This is a genomic window from Paramagnetospirillum caucaseum (assembly GCF_000342045.1).
GTDB classification, from domain to species: Bacteria; Pseudomonadota; Alphaproteobacteria; order Rhodospirillales; family Magnetospirillaceae; genus Phaeospirillum; species Phaeospirillum caucaseum.
Genome location: NZ_AONQ01000010.1, coordinates 14946 through 31981, shown reverse-complemented (window position 1 = coordinate 31981; position 17036 = coordinate 14946). Strand labels below are relative to the sequence as shown.

Here is a 17036-nt window from a genome sequence, read left to right as displayed (position 1 = left end):
TCAAGAGGGGCCAAGCTGCTCCATGAGTCGTCATCGGGGGCGGCGCGGTTTTAGTATCACGACGCGGCTTGTAGCACCGCCTTTGCCAGCGAGAAGGGGAGGGAGGACGCATCTCCCGCATAGATCCAATCTATTGTAATACCGTGCATTTCTTTCAACTTAACCATCACAAGAGGATCGGGCAGACGCTTGCCGCTCTCCCAGTGATTCCAGGTCGCTGCCTTGACGCCCAACGGCTCGTAGAGGTCCTTCTGCGTCAGCCCGAGCGCAAGTCGGGCCGCCCGCAGGCGGGCCCCGATCGCCTTCAAATTGTCCGGATCGCGGTCGCGTGTCATAGGGCCAATTTTAACCCTATGTAAAATTGCGCCGCAATCCTAGACTCGATAAGGCCCCGGACCACTGGGCCCATGCCCAGAGCGGAAATGCGCCGAGACATGGCGGCGGCTCTATCATTTGCTCGGCCATCCATCGATAGGCTGACCGGAGGTCACGGATTGACCGGCGACCGTCAACGACGACTTCGCCTGCACCGGCTCCATACCGAGCGGGCCATAACTTCCGGCTGAATGTAACCGATTCAATGTATCCATCCAGCTGGAGCTATCTGGACAAATTTCGCCATCCGAAGTAATCATACGTTGGGTAAGGATCTTCGAAAGAGTGTGTGTCACGTACAGTCATTCCCAGGCAAGGAATTGAATGCAAGTCGTTCAGGAGATCCTCGGACGATCTGGACTGGAAGCGCCGGATGGTCGTCCGCTGCATATCTACGGCTGCACAGAGGATGAAAGAGTAAGATTATCGCGCGACCTGCGCCTGCGTATTGCGTCGGGTCAGGTGCACCGCTCCACTGCGTCGGGTTTCGTGCTCTGGGCGGCGGAACATATCCGCAGCCTTCATCCGGGCGGTCAACTCACCTGGGCATTCGTGTTCGAGGGGCTTCGGCTGACGGAAAACCAGGCGGTCGCCGTGAAGTTGGTTGACCTTGGCATCCCGTGGTGGCGCCGAAAGGTGCGGCTTTCCGAGGCGCGACACCACCTGTACCTCTACAGCCTCATGGCGGAAGGTGGGCTGCCCGATGCCCTCGTTGCCGAAGCGGGGCGCTATCAGGGGGCCATCGTCGCCATAACGCGCGACATCGAGGCCGAGAGAGAGCTAGGCCCGCAAGTGGCCTACGTGGCCGGGTGCCGCCATGTCGCCTCACTGCCCCAGGTTTTTCGCACCGAGGAAACGGCGCGTCTTTTATCCGATCTGGCCCTGGCGCTGGTCGGAATCCGTCGGAGATTGCCGGAGGATCTTCCCGCTGAAGCCGCGGAGCGATGGCTCGATGTCCACGACCCGGGCTGGAAAAGCGCGTTGCCGTTCCGCCTTTCCCCCGCCGCGCTTGTTGCGCTCGTTCGCCCCGCACTTGCGGCCGAGCGCGGCGCAGTTTCCCCTGCCGGCGGCCTACTCGCCTGGCGAGAATTGCACAGGCGCGCCGACGGGAATGGGTGGGCGGGCGTTGCCGTTCTGGCGGATGGAGGACTTCTGCCAGAACGACTTCTGGATGGGGTCTCCCCGGACCTGAGGCTGCGTCTTATCCCACGACTGTCAACCGGCGCCGCCACGACCAGTCTGCTCGGAATTCCGGATGTGGGGGGGTGGCGGGTTCTTCGGCTGGGCGCACACGGAAATGTTCCGTTGCCGCTCGAACCGGAACAACCGCTGGTGCTCTCCGCCCATGCGGACGGGAGATTAGTCGGAGAAGCCGTCGTCGACGCCGGGATGCCCGCAGTGGAAGAGGCTCCCAGTCTGTGGCGTAGCCCTGACCCGAACACCGAGTTCGCCGCTCACCTGGTGCCGCTGTCTGGCCGCGGGCGGACGCGGGCGGACGTGGTTTGGCTCCTCAGCCCGTCGGACTCCCCGCCGGACATTCCCCAAGGCGTCACCATCGGGCGGCCCGAGCCCGCGCCCGGGGGATGGCTATGGCCGCTTTGCGGTCGGGGCGAGGTTGAGATTGGCGGTTTGCGACTGCGGATCGCCACCGGCGAAGACACCGAGGAAGCCGCGGCGCATTTGCTCGCCCTCGGACAAGGACTGGTCGGCTGGACGGCGATCAATGGTGTCACCGTGATCCGCGGAACACCGGAGTTCTGGGGAAGCCTGGGGGACGGCGTCTTGCGCCGGCTCGGCAAGGAGGTTCTGATCCGGCCTCTTCCACACCTTCTGCACGGTCGGCTTGCCGAATGGCTGCATGACGGCGACGTTGTCGCCCGGATGCGCCTCGTCGCCTTGCCGGACACGCTCGCCTTCGACCTGCTCGAGACGCGATCCGGCGAAGTGCGGCTTGAAGGGGGCGGGCTGGAGCCCGGCTCGCACGTCGCCCTCACCGCCCAGGGGGGCGCTGCACGCGCGGTTACGGATTCGACAGGGCGAGTCGCCCTGGACTTGGCGGTGCCGGGACAGGCGCCCGGTTTGCTGTATCTGCGGCTGTCCGATGCGTGCACGGGCGCCGCCCTATCGCTTGCCGCGCCCTGGCCGTCGCGGTCCGGCATGCTTGTGGACCCGCAAGGAAAGCGCCTCGAGCGGGACCGGCCTATCGCCCTGGGGAGTCTCGCCGGCTGGCGAGGCTTTCTTCCTTCGAGCGGAGGGGCTCTCCAGATGCGAATCGCCAATGGGGGTGCGGCAGTCGCAGTGCAGGTACAGGGAGAGGTGCGGCTCGCCGCCTACGAACCACTGCTTCGCTCGATCCTTGCCCTGGCGGGACCGGACGCCCGAGTCAATCTGAACGTGATCGCCGGAGGCGATCCGGGACGGCGACTTGAGATTGGCCGCTATGACTGGATCGCCGCAATTGAGGGCGATCGCTGCCGCCTCGGGCCAGGGCGGACCCACCTGCACGCCATCACTCTGTCCGAGCCTCTGGTGGTCCATCAGCGCCATGCCGAGGGCGAAATCGACCTGCGCGACTGGCTGGGCGGGGCCCCCGTGCTCTGGTTCGTTCAAGGGCGGTCGGACCAGGGGGGGGTGATGCGCCCATTTCCCTGGTCCGCCGTCCCCATGCGCAGATCGACGCGCCAGGAACGCATTGGTGGCTATACCGACAAATGGAAAAGACTGCTGGGCATGCCCTGCGCCCCCGAATGGCGGAGCCAGTGGGCGCTGATCAGGGCCGCGCGTGAAGGCGGTGATGCCGGCGCGCTCGATCAGGTCCAGGCGCTCGGGCAGGTTCCCGCAGCCGCAGTGGTTATCCTGTTTCGCGTCAAGTCCGAGGAATTGGCTGAAGCGCTCGCCCTTGAAGACGCAGCGCCGATCTGGTGGCCGCTGCTCACTTGTTCCGACTGGGTGACGGGCCTGTCGGTCGATCTCAACCGTCAGCGCTCGCGGTTTCATGAGGCCGCCTTTGACCCCTTGGAGGGGGAAGCGCTTTCACAACAGACGGTTGCGCGGCGGGCTGGGCAGATTCTTGCGTTGCGACCGGAGCTTCGAGGCCATCTGGCCCATGCGTTCTTGGCCGCGGGAATGCAGCCCTTCGCCCTGCCGCCGGCCGATGGTGCGCCGATCCCATTGCGTGCCGCCAAGCCGCGCGAGCGGATCGATTCGCTTGCCCAGGAGACCGCAAGACGGTTTTCCCGCCTGCCCGACGGCACCAGCCATGTGGTCTCGCGGCGGGTGAGGATCGGTGAGAACCTTAACCCCTATGTGCGGCCCCTGCTCGACGGTCCGGTTGTGGTGGCGGAGGCCGCGTTGCGCTTGCGCGCACACCCCGATCTGGCGGAATCTCTGCGTATTCTGACCCTGCGCCTCGCCGATCCCGTCTGGTTCGACGAGGCGCTGCCAGTTGCGATAGAACTTGTGTTGGAGGGGGAATTACGGTGACGGATCGACACGGCTCTTCCGAACTTGTTGAGACCATCGACAAGCTGGTGTGTCGTTCGGCCGCCGCCGTGGTCGCGCACGCCCGCGTGGCGAACACGGCGCTTAATGCGGTCCTGCTGCGGCGTCTGGCCGCGCAGCCGGGCACGGCGGAATCGATGCTGGCCGATCCCGTCTTCGAGACGGCGCGGGTTTGGGCGACCGCCGATCAATCTCTTGGCGACCTTTCAGGGACGCTTCTACATCCCGATCTCGTCACCGCGCTTGACTGCGCGGGCGAGCATGCCATGCCACGGACGCTAAAGCCGTATGCCCACCAGATCGAAGCCTGGCGGGCGAGCCTTGAACACGACCAATCGGTGCTCGTGACGTCGGGCACCGGTTCGGGCAAGACGGAATGCTTCCTGATCCCCGTGCTGGATGACCTTCTGCGTCACCCTCGGCGCGGCGGCGGCGTGCAGGCGATCCTGCTCTATCCCTTGAATGCCTTGATTGAAAGCCAGCGGGAGCGGCTTTCCGCCTGGGCCGAGGGGCTAGGTGGCAGGGTGCGGTTCGCCCTTTACAACGGAGAAACGCCCGAGACCCGCCGGCAGAACGGTCGTGCCCTGTCGCCAGCGGAAGTGGGTGACCGCCGGTCGATCCGCGTATGTCCCCCCGAAATCCTGGTAACCAATGTCGCCATGTTGGAATACCTGCTGTTGCGCGCACAAGACCGTGCGATCCTTGAAGCATCGGCGGGTGCGCTTCGGTGGATCGTGCTCGACGAGGCGCATTCCTACGTCGGCTCGCAAGCGGCCGAGATGGCGCTGCTGTTGCGTCGCGTGCGGGCCGCCTTTGGGGTCACGTCCCAACAGGTAACGCTGATGGCGACGTCGGCGACGATCGGCGGCGAGGTGGATGCGCAAGGCAAGCTGCGGGCTTTCCTTGCTGCCCTTGCCGGGCAGCCGGAAGACGCGGCGCGGGTGATCGAGGGACGGGCGGTCGAGCCGGACATGCCGCAGCCGGGCGCGGATACCCCCATCAACGCCACGGCTCTCGCCGGCCTCGGCGCGGATGCCCTGTGGGACCGGCTCGCCCCGCACCCCCGCGTGCAAACGTTGCGGCGCGAAATGAGCGCGGGTGCCATCGGGCTGGGCGATGTCGCACGGATTATCTTTGGCGATCCGGCATTACGTAATGCGGCGCAATCGGTGCTCGACGCTGGCGCCATGGCCGAACGGGACGGCCATCGCCTGCTGCCATGGCGGGCGCATCTGTTCCACCGCGCTCAGGGCGGCCTGTGGGCTTGCATCAATCCGGACTGCGCGGCCCGTGATCCGGAACTATCGGCCGAGGACTCGGGCTGGGGCTATGGCGGCATCTCCCTGTTGCCGCGCAGCCGTTGCGCCTGCGGTGCCCCCGTGTTTGAGGTGGTCTCCTGTACCGAATGCGGCACGCCTCATCTCGTCGCCACCGTGCGTGGCGGCCCCCAGCCACGGCTTGAGGCGCTGGTAAGGGAAGAGAGCGATGATTTCGCCGTGGATGCCGAACCCAATGAGGAGGGGGCGGCGCCGGAGGACGTGGGACAAGTCTGGCTGGCACCCGCCAACGGGGCAGCGGACGAAGCGTGGGTTGTCGTCGAAACCGGCCGCATTTTCGACAACGTCCCGCCTCTGGGCGCCGAGTCGGTTCGCATCCGGCTGATTCATGACGTGACCATGCGCGGTTGCTGCGGCGGCGCTGGCGACTCGCGGGTTGCGCCTTTGTGGTTCGGCCCGGCGTTCTTCATGGGCAACGGCTTGCCGCTTCTGCTGGAGGATCTGGCGCCGCCGCTGGACCAACCCGGCCTTCCGGCGGGCGGACGGCGGGCTATCAGCTTCTCGGACAGCCGGCAGGGGGTGGCCAGGCTCGCCGCCAAGCTCCAGCAAGAGGCCGAGCGCACCCTGACGCGCGCATTCCTGTGGCACGCCGTGCAGGACCAGGGTGACACCCGTGAAATCCCACAAAAAATCGCCGAACTTAAACGGGATCTTGAGCGCTACAGGAAATTTGCCGACGATTTCGAGGATAAGATCGAGGAAGTCGAGGCGGAACTCACGCGGCTTAGGAGCGGCCCGACGCGCCCGGTGCCTTGGACAGAACTTGTGCGTCGATTCTCCGGGCAGGACGAATTGAAGAACTTCGCGGGCGATGTCTGGCGACCGCGGCGATTGGTTGGGGTTGAAATTGGCGACAACCCTGCATTGCTGGCCGAAATATTCCTGTATCGGGAACTGTTCCGACGCCCACGCATCCAGAATAATCCGGAGACCTTGGGACTGCTTCGTCTTTCCTTTCCGGCGCTTGAGCAAAGAGCCGCCGCAATGGCTGTCCCGCGCCCGCTGGGCGAAGCCGGGGTCGATCATTCAGGCTGGATGGGGCTGGCGCTGGCTGCGGTGGATTTCGTGTTCCGGAACAATCTGGCGGTCGATGTTCCCGATTGGATGGTTCCGCTCATTTCCCCCCGCTTCGGGAACCTCAACGGCGTGGTCCCGCATGGCACGCTGGCCGAGGATCGCCCCAAGAATGCAAAGCAATGGCCCGGACCGAAGCCGGGGCCACTCCCGACGCGCTTGCATCGCCTGGTTTACGGCCTGATCGGCGGCGACAGCGAGTGCCGGATCGACCAGGATCGCGCCGGTGAAGTCCTGTCCGCCCTGTGGTCGTTGATCACCTCGACGGCGGCACGCGACGTTGGCAAGGGCGTTTGGCGCCTCGACTTTTCGCGCGCCGCCGTCGTCCAGCTCGACCGCGCTTTTCTCTGTCCCATCACCAGGCGTCCCTTTGGCTACGCCATCGCAGGCAACAGTCCTTATGACGTCTCCCGCGCCATGGAGGAAATTGCCTTCCCCCGGCTTCCCCACGCCAATGCGGGGGGGCTTGACTCGAACCGGCGCCAGGAGGTTGCCCACTGGTGTGAGTCCAGTCCAGATGTGGCAGAACTGCGCCGACGCGGCCTGTGGACCAATCCGCACGACCGTATTGCCGTCTATCCGCCGTTTTTAAGGGCGCAGGAACATTCTGCACAAATTCCCCGCGCCGTACTCAAGACCTATGAGGAGAGCTTCCGGGAGGGGCGGATCAATCTGCTCAATTGCTCGACCACGATGGAGATGGGGGTGGACATCCCTCAGGTGCGGTTGGTGGTCAATGCGAACGTGCCACCCTCGGTCTCGAACTACCGCCAACGGGTGGGCCGGGCCGGACGGCGCGGCGAACCCTGGGCCTTCGGCGTGACCTTCTGCCGCGATCTGCCGATCGATTGGCAGACCTTTACCGACCCCGCGACGTTCCTCGCCCGGCCGATTGCCGCACCAAAGGTCTGGCTCGACAGCCGCAGGCAGGTGGAGCGCCATGTGAACGCGGCCCTTCTCGCCTCCTGGCTGGCCGAACGCGGTGGACTTGACGTAAAAGCGAGCGTGGGGGGCTTCCTGGGCGCCGGCGACACGATGGCGCAAGAGGTATTGCCCGATGCTCCTGCCGACTTGTTCATCGATGATCTGCGGGGCAGTTGGGGGGCAAGTGACCAACGCATCACCTTGCTGCAGGGCCTGCTTGCCGGCACGGCGCTGGAGGGCGAGACGGTAGCGGTGCTGTGCGCGGTGGCGGCGGTTGCGTTGGAACGCTTAGTGACGCGATGGAGGACCGAGCATCGCGCGTTGCTTGACAGGCAGGAGGCGGCAGACGACAAGGACGTGCGCGACGCCTTCGCCCTGCGAGCGAAACGGCTCCGTGGCGAATTCCTGCTGTCCGAATTGGCCCGTCGAGGCTTTACACCCGCCTATGGCTTTCCGACCGATGTGGTGAGTTTCGACCACCTCAAGGGGCGTCGTGACGACGCCGAGGCAGGGGCGATCATCTTTGGTGATCGGCGCGGAGGCGCCTCCCGCTCCCTGGATATCGCCATTCGTGAATATGCGCCGGGAGCCGAAGTGGTGGTGGACGGACTCGTCCATCTGTCCGAAGGCATTCGTCCGGCGTGGGGAGCAGATGCTGACGCCTCCAAGCTTGAGGACTTCCGCGAGTTCTGGATGTGCCCAACCTGCGCGGCGTTCGGTCTTGACAGTCTTGCCCCCCATTCCTGCCCCCACTGCGGTGCCCCGCTAGGGGGGCCGCGCAAGGTCCTGCGACCGGTCGGCTTTCTTGGCCGGCGCCAGCCGCATACGGGTTACGAGTGCCTTGCACACCTACCCTATGATGCTCCCCTCCTGTCCGCAGCGGGCGCGCCATGGATTGCGCTCCCCGATCCAACTGCGGGAAGGCTTCGTGCCGATGCCGAGGGACAGGTGGTGGTCATGGCGAGCGGGGCGGCCGGGGGCGGTTATGCAGTCTGTCTCGAATGCGGGAAAGCCGAGCCGATGCCGACGGGCGACGGTCGCACCGAGACGCCTCTTCCCGAGGCAATTCGCCGCCACCGCCCACTTGCACGCGGACGGGGCACCGAGATGACCCGTGATGGCTTCTGCCCCGGTGGCTACACAAAGCCGCATCGGGTGCAGCGGCATGTCCATCTTGTTCATGCGTGCCGGACGGATGTGTTCGAACTGCAGTTGCCGGACCATGCGAAGCCGGAAGCGGCCCTCGCTCTCGCGGCCGGTCTGCGCGAGGCGTTGGCCGAACGTCTGGGCGTCGAAGCGCGCGAAATCGGTCTAGCCACCGGGTCTTCGGCCGGCCCGGCTGGTGGGCGTCGGGTCTCCATCTTCCTGCACGACCGCGCTGCCGGCGGCGCCGGGCTTGTCGGGCGGCTCGCCGATGGGGAAATGTTCGCGGCCGCGCTCAAGCGCGCCGCCGCAGTGCTGGATTGTCCGCAAGGCTGCGTGGCGGGGTGTCCGGCCTGCGTGCTACGCCCGGACCTCAATCTGCGTGACCTCGGCCTCGACCGGTCCGGCGGGCTTGCTCTCGGAACCTGGCTGTCGGAACGTCTTGCCTTGCCCGAACGTCTTCGCGTGCTGGGACCGGACACCCGCTTAATGGGCCGTCCGGTGGTCGATTGGATCGAAGATCGCAGGCGCGCCGGACAGCTTCAAGCGCTCGAAATTTTCTTGTACGCTGCACCGGAGGACTGGGATTTCGACGGTTGGCCCCTCCTTCGGATTCTGCCCCGCCTTGCCGACGCGAAGGTCCCGGTGCGCTTGGGTATCCCGCGCGCGGCCATGACGATGGCGGGTTTCGACCTTGCGGTGCGTTTGTCGCTGCACCGCATCGCCGGAACCTGCGACCTTGCCATGATCGAACGTGCCCCTATCATCGGGGGACTGCCACTTCTGGCGCTGATTGACGGCAAGGCGGGTTCGGCTGCCATCGTTGCCTCGGAAGTTTCGGAAGCGGCTCCAGGCGGTGACTGGGGAATCGGCGCGGCCGGACCGGTCCTGACCGGTCCATCGCCCGGGCCTGTGGAGGCCAAGCCATTGTCGGCCATGACGCTGATGGAAATTGGAACTGGAAACGCCAGGGTTATATGGTTGGATTCGTCACTCGACGGTGCTCTGGTGGAGTTCGGCAACCGGTTCTGGAGGTGTCTGGCACAACAGGCTCCGCTGGAAATCGCGGCAATGCAGGCTGTGGGCGTTGCGAAAATCCAATACTCGGATCGCTATATCCTCACCCCCTTGGCCCTCGGCTTGCTGGCCGAGGTGATTACGAATGCACAGGGAGCGGCGGGGGCCACCGTGACCGTGGCGTTGGCTCCCGCTGATCGAGGCGAGCCGGCGGGATGGGCCGTCTTCCATGGCTTCCCCGCAGACGCGTTACGGAGAAAGGTTCTTGAAGCGCTGCTTCCTGACGCCAGGGTCACGCTATCCGCGCGCAAAATGGACTTGCATCACTACCGGGCTCTCGAAATAACTCTACGCGATGGGCGATGCCTCCGTTTGTTGATCGACCAAGGCTTTGGGGCTTGGCGGGCGGGCGGCGCCCCTCGGCACGACTTCCAAGCGCGGCCTGAGGATCAGGCACGTTCTCTCCGGCAAGTGGGAATCCGGGTGTCCACCGAAGTTGCCACTCCCGTCAGTGTGGAGTTCCAGTCATGAACGTACAAATGGACGCACCCGATGCCACGCTGTTTGCCCCGCTGACTCCAGACGTCGTCCAGCGCATATTTCCCGTGGCCCCCAGAGATCGACGGGAGAACAGCAGCATTTTTTCTTCGTGGATCTCGCGAGATGAGATGAGGGATGACACTGTTTTCTACGAAGTTCTAACTAAGATAATTTCTGGTGATGATCTTGATGTAATTAGATCATACGATCAGAAGATGATTAGATTAGGCGGCAAATACATCAAGAAAGCATTTGGCGTTCGCGCAATCCGGTATTTGCAGCAGGCCGGCAAAGGAGACCTATCAGAAGAGACAGTGTTTGATTTTCCACAAGATTATTTTTCTACCCCCTCCGTCGAGGCGGCCGTCTTCGCGTTCCTGAGACAGATCAGCGGCCCCAAACGCGATGCGTGCAATGCGGTGGAGAACAATGAAACGATGGTTGAGCCGTCCTGGAAGGAGATTGCGGCAGAGATTGCCGACGCGGCCATGGCCCTCGACGCTCCGGATGTGGAAGCGGCTGAACGGATGCTGGAACTGGCGACGGTTCTTCGAGACGTATGCGAAAGCGCGTCCCGGCAGAACGAGGCATTTGAACGCCAGCGCGCCAGGTTGATCATGCTGGCGGAGTGTATCGGGTTTCTCGATCCGGACTTGGCGCCGTTGGTATGCGAAGCCGCATCCGACGTGGACCCCGAATGGTTGGAAGCCCTTGAACTAGCCGTTGTGACCGCCGAAAACAGCCGATCGGCACGCAAAAACGCAGCGGCCGAACTCGACCGGCTGCGCATGGAAAAGCGTACGGCCGCCGACTCAGAGGATTTTGAAGCGGAACATCTCCTGCTGCCCCTCCTGCTCTCCGCGAAAACCCGTCTCGAGGCCGCGGAACGAGATGACGACGGTGCTCGTGATGCTGTTAGGCGTCTTCTTGAAGATTCGGCGGATGAAACGGCCGACGCACTGGACCAAGAGGAGAGCTCGGCGGAAGATGAATTCGGCGCGGACGCCGATTCGGCCGCGAGGGAAGACGCCATCGACGAGCCGGAACCAGCGGCCGGCAAAGATGCGACCGACGAAGAATCGGACGGCCTCACTGTCGATGGGCCGGAGCCGGCCAAGGACGATCCGCGACCAAAGTCTGCCCCAGCCGCGTCTGTCGAGCAAGCTGATGAACCTGACGCCTCCGATCATGATGACGCACAGTGTGCCGTCGGGCCGCAGTCCGTCGGCTTAGACGATCTGCTCGCTCACTATCTTGAGGGCGACGAACTGGTCTTGGCGTGGCATCTGGCTCGCTTGTCGGAGAAGCGAGGGGGGCGCCCCCCCATACCGGCCCCCGTGCTCAAGGCCCTGGCTATTGCCCCATCCTTCCGTCGGCCGGAGGACATGGCGGACCCCTTCCGGCTCGAAGTTCTCGCGGAAATGATGTCGACCGTCCAGATAGCCGGGGAGGAAGGTGCCGCGGACCGCGACGAATTGACACGCATGATGGCCTTTGCCGCGCTCCTGCGTCCGGCTCTCTTCGATATGAGCAACATCGGCCGCGGGTATCTCTCAAGTTTGTCGCTCGATGGGCCGCTGACACTCTTTGGGCGTCTTGCATCGGAGCTTTCCGGGCTTGGCTACGACCTGCCCATTTCGATGGACGACCTAGCCGATCTTAGCGGCGCCCAGCGCAAACTCAGGTTGCCGACGGCGCAGGCCGCTTGCCGCATCTGGCTCGCCAGCGCGCGCGCGGCGAAGACTATCCACCAGCCCACCTACTATATCCTGCACCTGCAAATGGCGCCGGGGGGCCAAATCGGCAAGATCATAGAAGATGTCCTCGCCGGCCGGCAAAAGGCCAACAGCGATGCTCAAGATCTTATTGATCGGTTGATGTGCAACCGCGGCGCGCAGGAGCGGTTTGTCGCCGATAGCGAGAAGGCTCTCGGTCGGCCCCGTCGTGATCGGATCGAAGGCACACCTCTCGTCTGGATTTGCGATTGGCTGCAAGAAGCCTGCGAGCACCTGCGCGATCTGCTCGACGCGCAACGCGCCGACGCCGGACTGAACAATAACCGCAGGCGGGAAAGTCTCGCGGCGCGTGTTGGAAGCTTGCGCAAACTCCTGGTGCCGCTGCTTCATCCCGAACAGGCGGCCGAAGGGGGGCTGGATGGGGCGGTCAGCGGCGTTGTGGCGCGAACCCTGATCGATCTGGACGCTTTGCTGGCGGGGCGCATCCCGGACGGTCCCGCCCCAAAACCGCGTTGGCTTCTCGAAACACCGCTCCTCCGTCTTCCCGGAGGATGCCAGTCGTACTGCGGGGAAGAGGACGCCTTCGTCTCCGAGCGCATGGCGCAGGAGGAGCGCCTGCTGCAGGCGCTTCAACGGCCCACCGACATTTCACCCCAGCTTTCCGATGCATACGGCCAGCGTCTGGGCGAACATGCCATCCTCGCGGCGACCAGGGTGTTCGACGTCCTTAAGGCGCAAGGCTTGCCGGCCTCGCAACAAGACGATATGCAACAGGCGCTGGGTGATGCTCTGGACTTCGCGCGCGGCAAGGCGCGTGACCGGGTCGAGCATTTGCGCCAGGACCTGGCAACGCTGGCCAATCTGGATCTCAGCACACCGGCCGATGTCCGGGACAAGCTGGAGCGGATAGCCGCGATCGCCCAATCCCTGGACAGCAATTCCGGAGCGAACGGAGTCATGCTGCCCGCGCTGGACGGAGCGCGACGACCCGATGTGCCGCCCGACTTTCCCGAATTGGACGGCGGACTGGAGCGGATCGAGGCGTTCCGGGACGAGTTGCGTCAGCGGATCGCGCGGGAACAGCGGGAGCGCCTGGAGGCTCTTGCCAATCAGCCCACCACAGCGGGCGCGGCGGCGGAGATTCTCGACCGACTGGAAGACCTCGATCCAGTGACGATCGACGACGTCATCGCCGACCTGCAAGCCGGACGGACAGCCCTTTTGCTCGACGAGAACCGTGAGGACGATTTCACCCGGTTCTTCCCGAAATTCGTGGAGGATGTCGATACAGCGGAGGAGTTGAACCGCGGCCGGATCAATGCGGCGATCACGGATCGATCGCGGCATGGCCCGCTTGATTTCTCCCATCATGATGAGCATGACGCGCTCGCTGCGGAACGGTTGATGGAGGCTTGGTATAAGGCGAGCCTCGGCTTGAAGAACAATTCCCTGAAAAATCTGCGGGCTGCCATCGCGGATCTGTCCGGATTGATCGGCTTCACCAGCGTCAGCCTCGGATCGGACCGCGAGCTTGTTTCAGGCCGGCTGCGCACCCTGCAACTGACTTGCGATATCCCCGAGGCGGGCCGCTGGTTCCTGCCTCCGGCCTTCGGCAGCGAGGCGCGCGGCAGCTACCCCGTCCTTCTTGCCAATCAGGAAGTGACGCCGGACCAGTTGTCAACCGAACTTGGTCGCATTGGCCGGGAAAAGGCCTGTCTCCTCTTCATCTTTGGCCGCCTGAGCCGGCGGCGGCGGGAGGAACTGGCGCGCGTTCTGCGCCGTGATCGGCAGGTCGCCCTCCTCATTGATGAGACACAGATTCTCTACCTCGCCAGGTCACGCGGCGCACTGATGGAAAAGATCTTCAGCTGCGCCACGCCCTTCGCCTGGACTCAGCCCTATACGACGAATGCCGGCAGTATTCCGCCCGAAATGTTTTTCGGCCGGCAGGAGGATATGGCAAAGATCGTCGCCCGAGCCAGTGGCGGATGCCTGATCTACGGCGGCCGGCAACTCGGCAAGTCGGCCCTGCTGAACCATGTGCGTCGAAAGCAGCATCGCCCGAAGCATGGCGAGATCGCCATCTATCTGGAAATCAAGGTGATCGGCGACGCTACGACTCCGTCCGAGCGCCTGTGGAACGAGCTTGCCCACGAATTGAACAAGCACGGCATAATCGCCGCGCCCGCCGCCGGCTCGAAGGAACTCTCGAAGGAACTCTGCGTGGCGATCGAGACCTGGCTTAACGCCGAAGCCCATCGGCGATTGCTGGTGATGCTGGACGAGGCCGACAATTTCCTGAGCGGTGAACATGGCAAGGGCTACCCAAACTTGCAGCGGCTCAAGTCGTTGATGGAGGCGACGCATTGGCGCTTCAAGGTTGTCTTCGCCGGCCTGCACAAGGTTCGCCGGATGGCGCAGGCGCCCAATTCTCCGCTGCCGCATTTGGGACATCCGATCTGCATCGGCCCGATGAACGCGACGCCGGAAAATCAGGCGGAGGTCCGCCGGCTTGCCGTCGCCCCCATGCGTGCGGCGGGTTTTGACTACGATCCCTCGTCGCTCGCCTGGGATATGTTAGCCAGAGTCAATCATTATCCATCCCTTGTCCAAGTCTTCTGCAAGTCGGTGATCGAGACGGTGAGCGGTCATTCACGCGGGACGGGGGGGGGCCGCGGTGGGAACTGGGACGCGAGACGTTGTTCGAGGGGCAGGCCGCACAGAAAATCGCGGACGAAATTCGCGAACGCTTCCAGTTAACCCTGAATCTCGACCCACGCTACGACCTGATCGCCAAATGCATGGCTTTGCATCGCTTTGACGACAGCGACGGGTATGCCGCTGTCCTGCGCAATGGGCTGACTGTGCAGGACATCGGCGAACTCGTCCTGCATTGGTGGCCGGCCGGGCAGGAACGCCTGCGCTCGGACGATTTGTGCGAATTGCTGGAGGAAATGGTCGATCTCGGTGTGCTCGGCCAATTTTCCAAAGGCCGCTTCGGATTGCGCAATGCCCATATCGCCCAATTGCTGGGCCAGCGGACCGAGATCGAGCGGGACATTCTGGCCCTTTCCGAACGCGAGCCCGCAGCGGACTATGACGCGACGACGTTCTGCCGGCGTGTGCGGCCTTCCGATGCGAATGCACGATCGCCCCTGTCCGACCGGATGGTCGATCGCCTTTTCAGCCCGCGGGAACCAGGCATCCGCATCGTGGTCGGGGCGACGTCGGTGATCGGAGCCGACATCGGAGAGCGGCTGGCGACGTTGGCGGAAAATTGGACCAGCGGAGACGAGGCCCCGGAAGTTCATCGTCATTTGGGATCGCCCGGCGAGTTGCGTGCGGTTGTTGATCGGGCGCGCAAAGGACGTCACATCGTGTTCACCGGTGGTGCGTGGGATGACGCCGTAGCCGAATGGCTCGGCCGGCAGGACGCCGTCAAGTCCGGTCGGACGCTTCCGGTCTGGGTGCTCCCGCCGAGCGCGGACATTGTCCGTGTTCCCGTGCCGGCAATGGAGGGCGTCCAGGTCTTCCGCGCCGACCCATGGGCCGAGACCATGGTGCGCCACTGGCTATGGGATCAAGGACTGACGTCGCTTGACGACCGGCAGACGCGGGCGGCAATCCTTGCCGTCTCCGGGGGCGCGCCCGCCCGGCTGTCGGCGCTGATTGATCTGTTGCAGCAACTCACAACCGAGACGCCGGACCGGCGCTTGCAACGACTTTCCGAATGGGCAGGCCGGAACAGGCTCAAGCCGGAAGATGTTGGCCTTCCGGCCGATCTGGTTCCCTATCTCTCGGATCTTGTGGAATTGGGCGACATCGAGGATTCGGATGACTTGGAAGCGATCGCAAGCCCTAAGGTCGCGGCAACGTTGGCTTCTTTGGGGCTTGCCATGCCGTTCGGGCACGGCGGGCTGCGGGTGACGCCGCTGGGCAAGCTTGTCGCCGGATGAACTTGTTCACCGATCCCTGGCGCTTGCCGTCGGCGGCGGCCTTCCTCGACGAGGCGGAGGCCGCCCTGGACTGCGGACTTGCCGTTCTCGCCAATGACGACTCGATGCCGTATGGCTTCGACGAGGGATTGCGCGCCAGATTGCGCGCGCGCGACTGGATCGTCGAGACCGTCCGCCCGGTTCACAACGCAGCACCCGCCAAAGCTCTTGGAGAAGCATTCGGTGCGGCGGCAAATCTCGACGGGTTGCTGACAAGCAGTTTGTATGAACATGTGGCAGTCATTGATGTCAGTCGACTATCCAGTTCAGACCAGGACGCGTGGCGTGTTTTCTTGAAGCGCTTTATCGAGCGGCGGGCGACCTTATCGGGCGGTCTTGCCCTGATTATTATGGGGATACCAAAGGGCTGGGCCGTTGCGCCTGATCTTCCGTTGCTCGTCTGGGGCGACCGCGTGCGGCGCCTCGACGTGACGATCTGGGCGGATATGCATGCCCCTATCGACCGTCCCGAACTGTTGGCCTCGCTCGCCACCGCGCTTGCCGTCGATCTCTGCGCCTGGCGGCTGGATCTCGCTGCCTCCATCGCCCAGGCCGGAAAACAGGATCTGTTCGACCCCATTGGCTGGCTCGAACGCCAGGATAGCCCACCGATCGCCGGGGTTCGGCGGTTCGGCAGTCAGACTTTGGGATGTCCAATCCTGCTTCTGAAAGAGGGGCACTGCAAGGAACTCGATCGCCGGATCTGGCGCGCCCATGTCGCCGCGATTTTCCCATGGCTGGAAGAGCGGCGCCAGGGATTGGTCGATCAGTATCGGAAATGGCTTCACGTTGATAACCATCTCCGCATGCTGGGAGTGGATTGCGTCGAGGAAATTGAACTCGGAGCGCTTGCATGGCAACTGGAGGGGAAAGTCACGCAGCAGGCTGCGGCCTACTTAAAATGCCTTGCGCGGATAAGGAACAATCTGGCTCACCGCAACCCGGCCTTTCCAGGCGATATCCAAACCGCATTAAGGGATTGTGACTTGTTCGAATAAAATGGTTCTTCGCTGAACCATTCGGGCGTCCGGACATCCCCTGGCGCGCCATCGCCGGACTCCGCGACCGTATCGTTCACGAGTATTTCCGTACCAATACCCGACGTATCTGGGATGTAATCCAAGACGATTTCGATCCGCTGGAAAGCGCGCTCAAATCGGCTTTCAACGGCCCGTCATCTCATTGATTTCCAACGAGAGAAGGTTCGTCCCCAGCCTCCTTCCCTCCGCCACCGGCTTTAAAAGCAATCAGTTACGAGCATTCTAGATCACGGGATAACACCCGTGATCACGCGCGCTCCCATTTTTCCGTGGGACAATAGCGCTACACCATATCCCCCCTCCCTTGTTAAGCCGGGCCCAAGGGGCTATGTTACATGTAACGATCTTGGAGAT

Annotated in this window: 7 protein-coding genes; 6 read left to right on the top strand and 1 reads right to left on the bottom strand. The window is 63.7% G+C overall.

Annotated elements, in window-relative coordinates; genetic code table 11:
* Positions 1-56 precede the first annotated feature (56 nt).
* Positions 57-335, bottom strand: coding sequence for a helix-turn-helix domain-containing protein (locus H261_RS05250; protein WP_008615146.1), 279 nt, complete (start codon positions 333-335; stop codon positions 57-59).
* Positions 336-699: 364 nt separating this feature from the next.
* On the opposite strand from H261_RS05250, the gene H261_RS05245 reads away from it, so the two are divergent.
* The 6 genes from H261_RS05245 to H261_RS26700 are packed head-to-tail and all read left to right on the top strand — an operon-like array spanning position 700 to position 16828.
* A complete protein-coding gene (locus tag H261_RS05245; protein ID WP_040475735.1) occupies positions 700-3858 on the top strand; it encodes an STY4851/ECs_5259 family protein in 3159 nt (1052 codons plus the stop codon).
* Positions 3855-9902 (top strand): DEAD/DEAH box helicase, encoded by a 6048-nt coding sequence (locus H261_RS05240; protein ID WP_008615145.1) that lies wholly within the window; start codon positions 3855-3857, stop codon positions 9900-9902. Before H261_RS05245 ends, H261_RS05240 begins: the two co-directional genes overlap by 4 nt.
* Positions 9899-14407 (top strand): AAA family ATPase, encoded by a 4509-nt coding sequence (locus H261_RS05235; protein ID WP_040475734.1) that lies wholly within the window; start codon positions 9899-9901, stop codon positions 14405-14407. Before H261_RS05240 ends, H261_RS05235 begins: the two co-directional genes overlap by 4 nt.
* Positions 14347-15603, top strand: a complete 1257-nt coding sequence (locus tag H261_RS05230) for a hypothetical protein (RefSeq protein ID WP_152426718.1) — start codon at positions 14347-14349, stop codon at positions 15601-15603. Before H261_RS05235 ends, H261_RS05230 begins: the two co-directional genes overlap by 61 nt.
* A complete protein-coding gene (locus H261_RS05225) occupies positions 15600-16640 on the top strand; it encodes a hypothetical protein (protein WP_008615144.1) in 1041 nt (346 codons plus the stop codon). The genes H261_RS05230 and H261_RS05225 overlap by 4 nt, the downstream gene beginning before the upstream one ends.
* Positions 16637-16828, top strand: coding sequence for a HepT-like ribonuclease domain-containing protein (locus H261_RS26700; protein ID WP_081608861.1), 192 nt, complete (start codon positions 16637-16639; stop codon positions 16826-16828). Before H261_RS05225 ends, H261_RS26700 begins: the two co-directional genes overlap by 4 nt.
* The last annotated feature ends 208 nt before the right edge of the window (positions 16829-17036 follow it).

Coding starts and splice junctions, on each gene's coding strand:
- H261_RS05235 (WP_040475734.1), top strand. CDS start 9,899: ATGAACGTACAAATGGACGCACCCGATGCCACGCTGTTTGCCCCGCTG.
- H261_RS05225 (WP_008615144.1), top strand. CDS start 15,600: ATGAACTTGTTCACCGATCCCTGGCGCTTGCCGTCGGCGGCGGCCTTC.
- H261_RS05250 (WP_008615146.1), bottom strand. CDS start 335: ATGACACGCGACCGCGATCCGGACAATTTGAAGGCGATCGGGGCCCGC.
- H261_RS05245 (WP_040475735.1), top strand. CDS start 700: ATGCAAGTCGTTCAGGAGATCCTCGGACGATCTGGACTGGAAGCGCCG.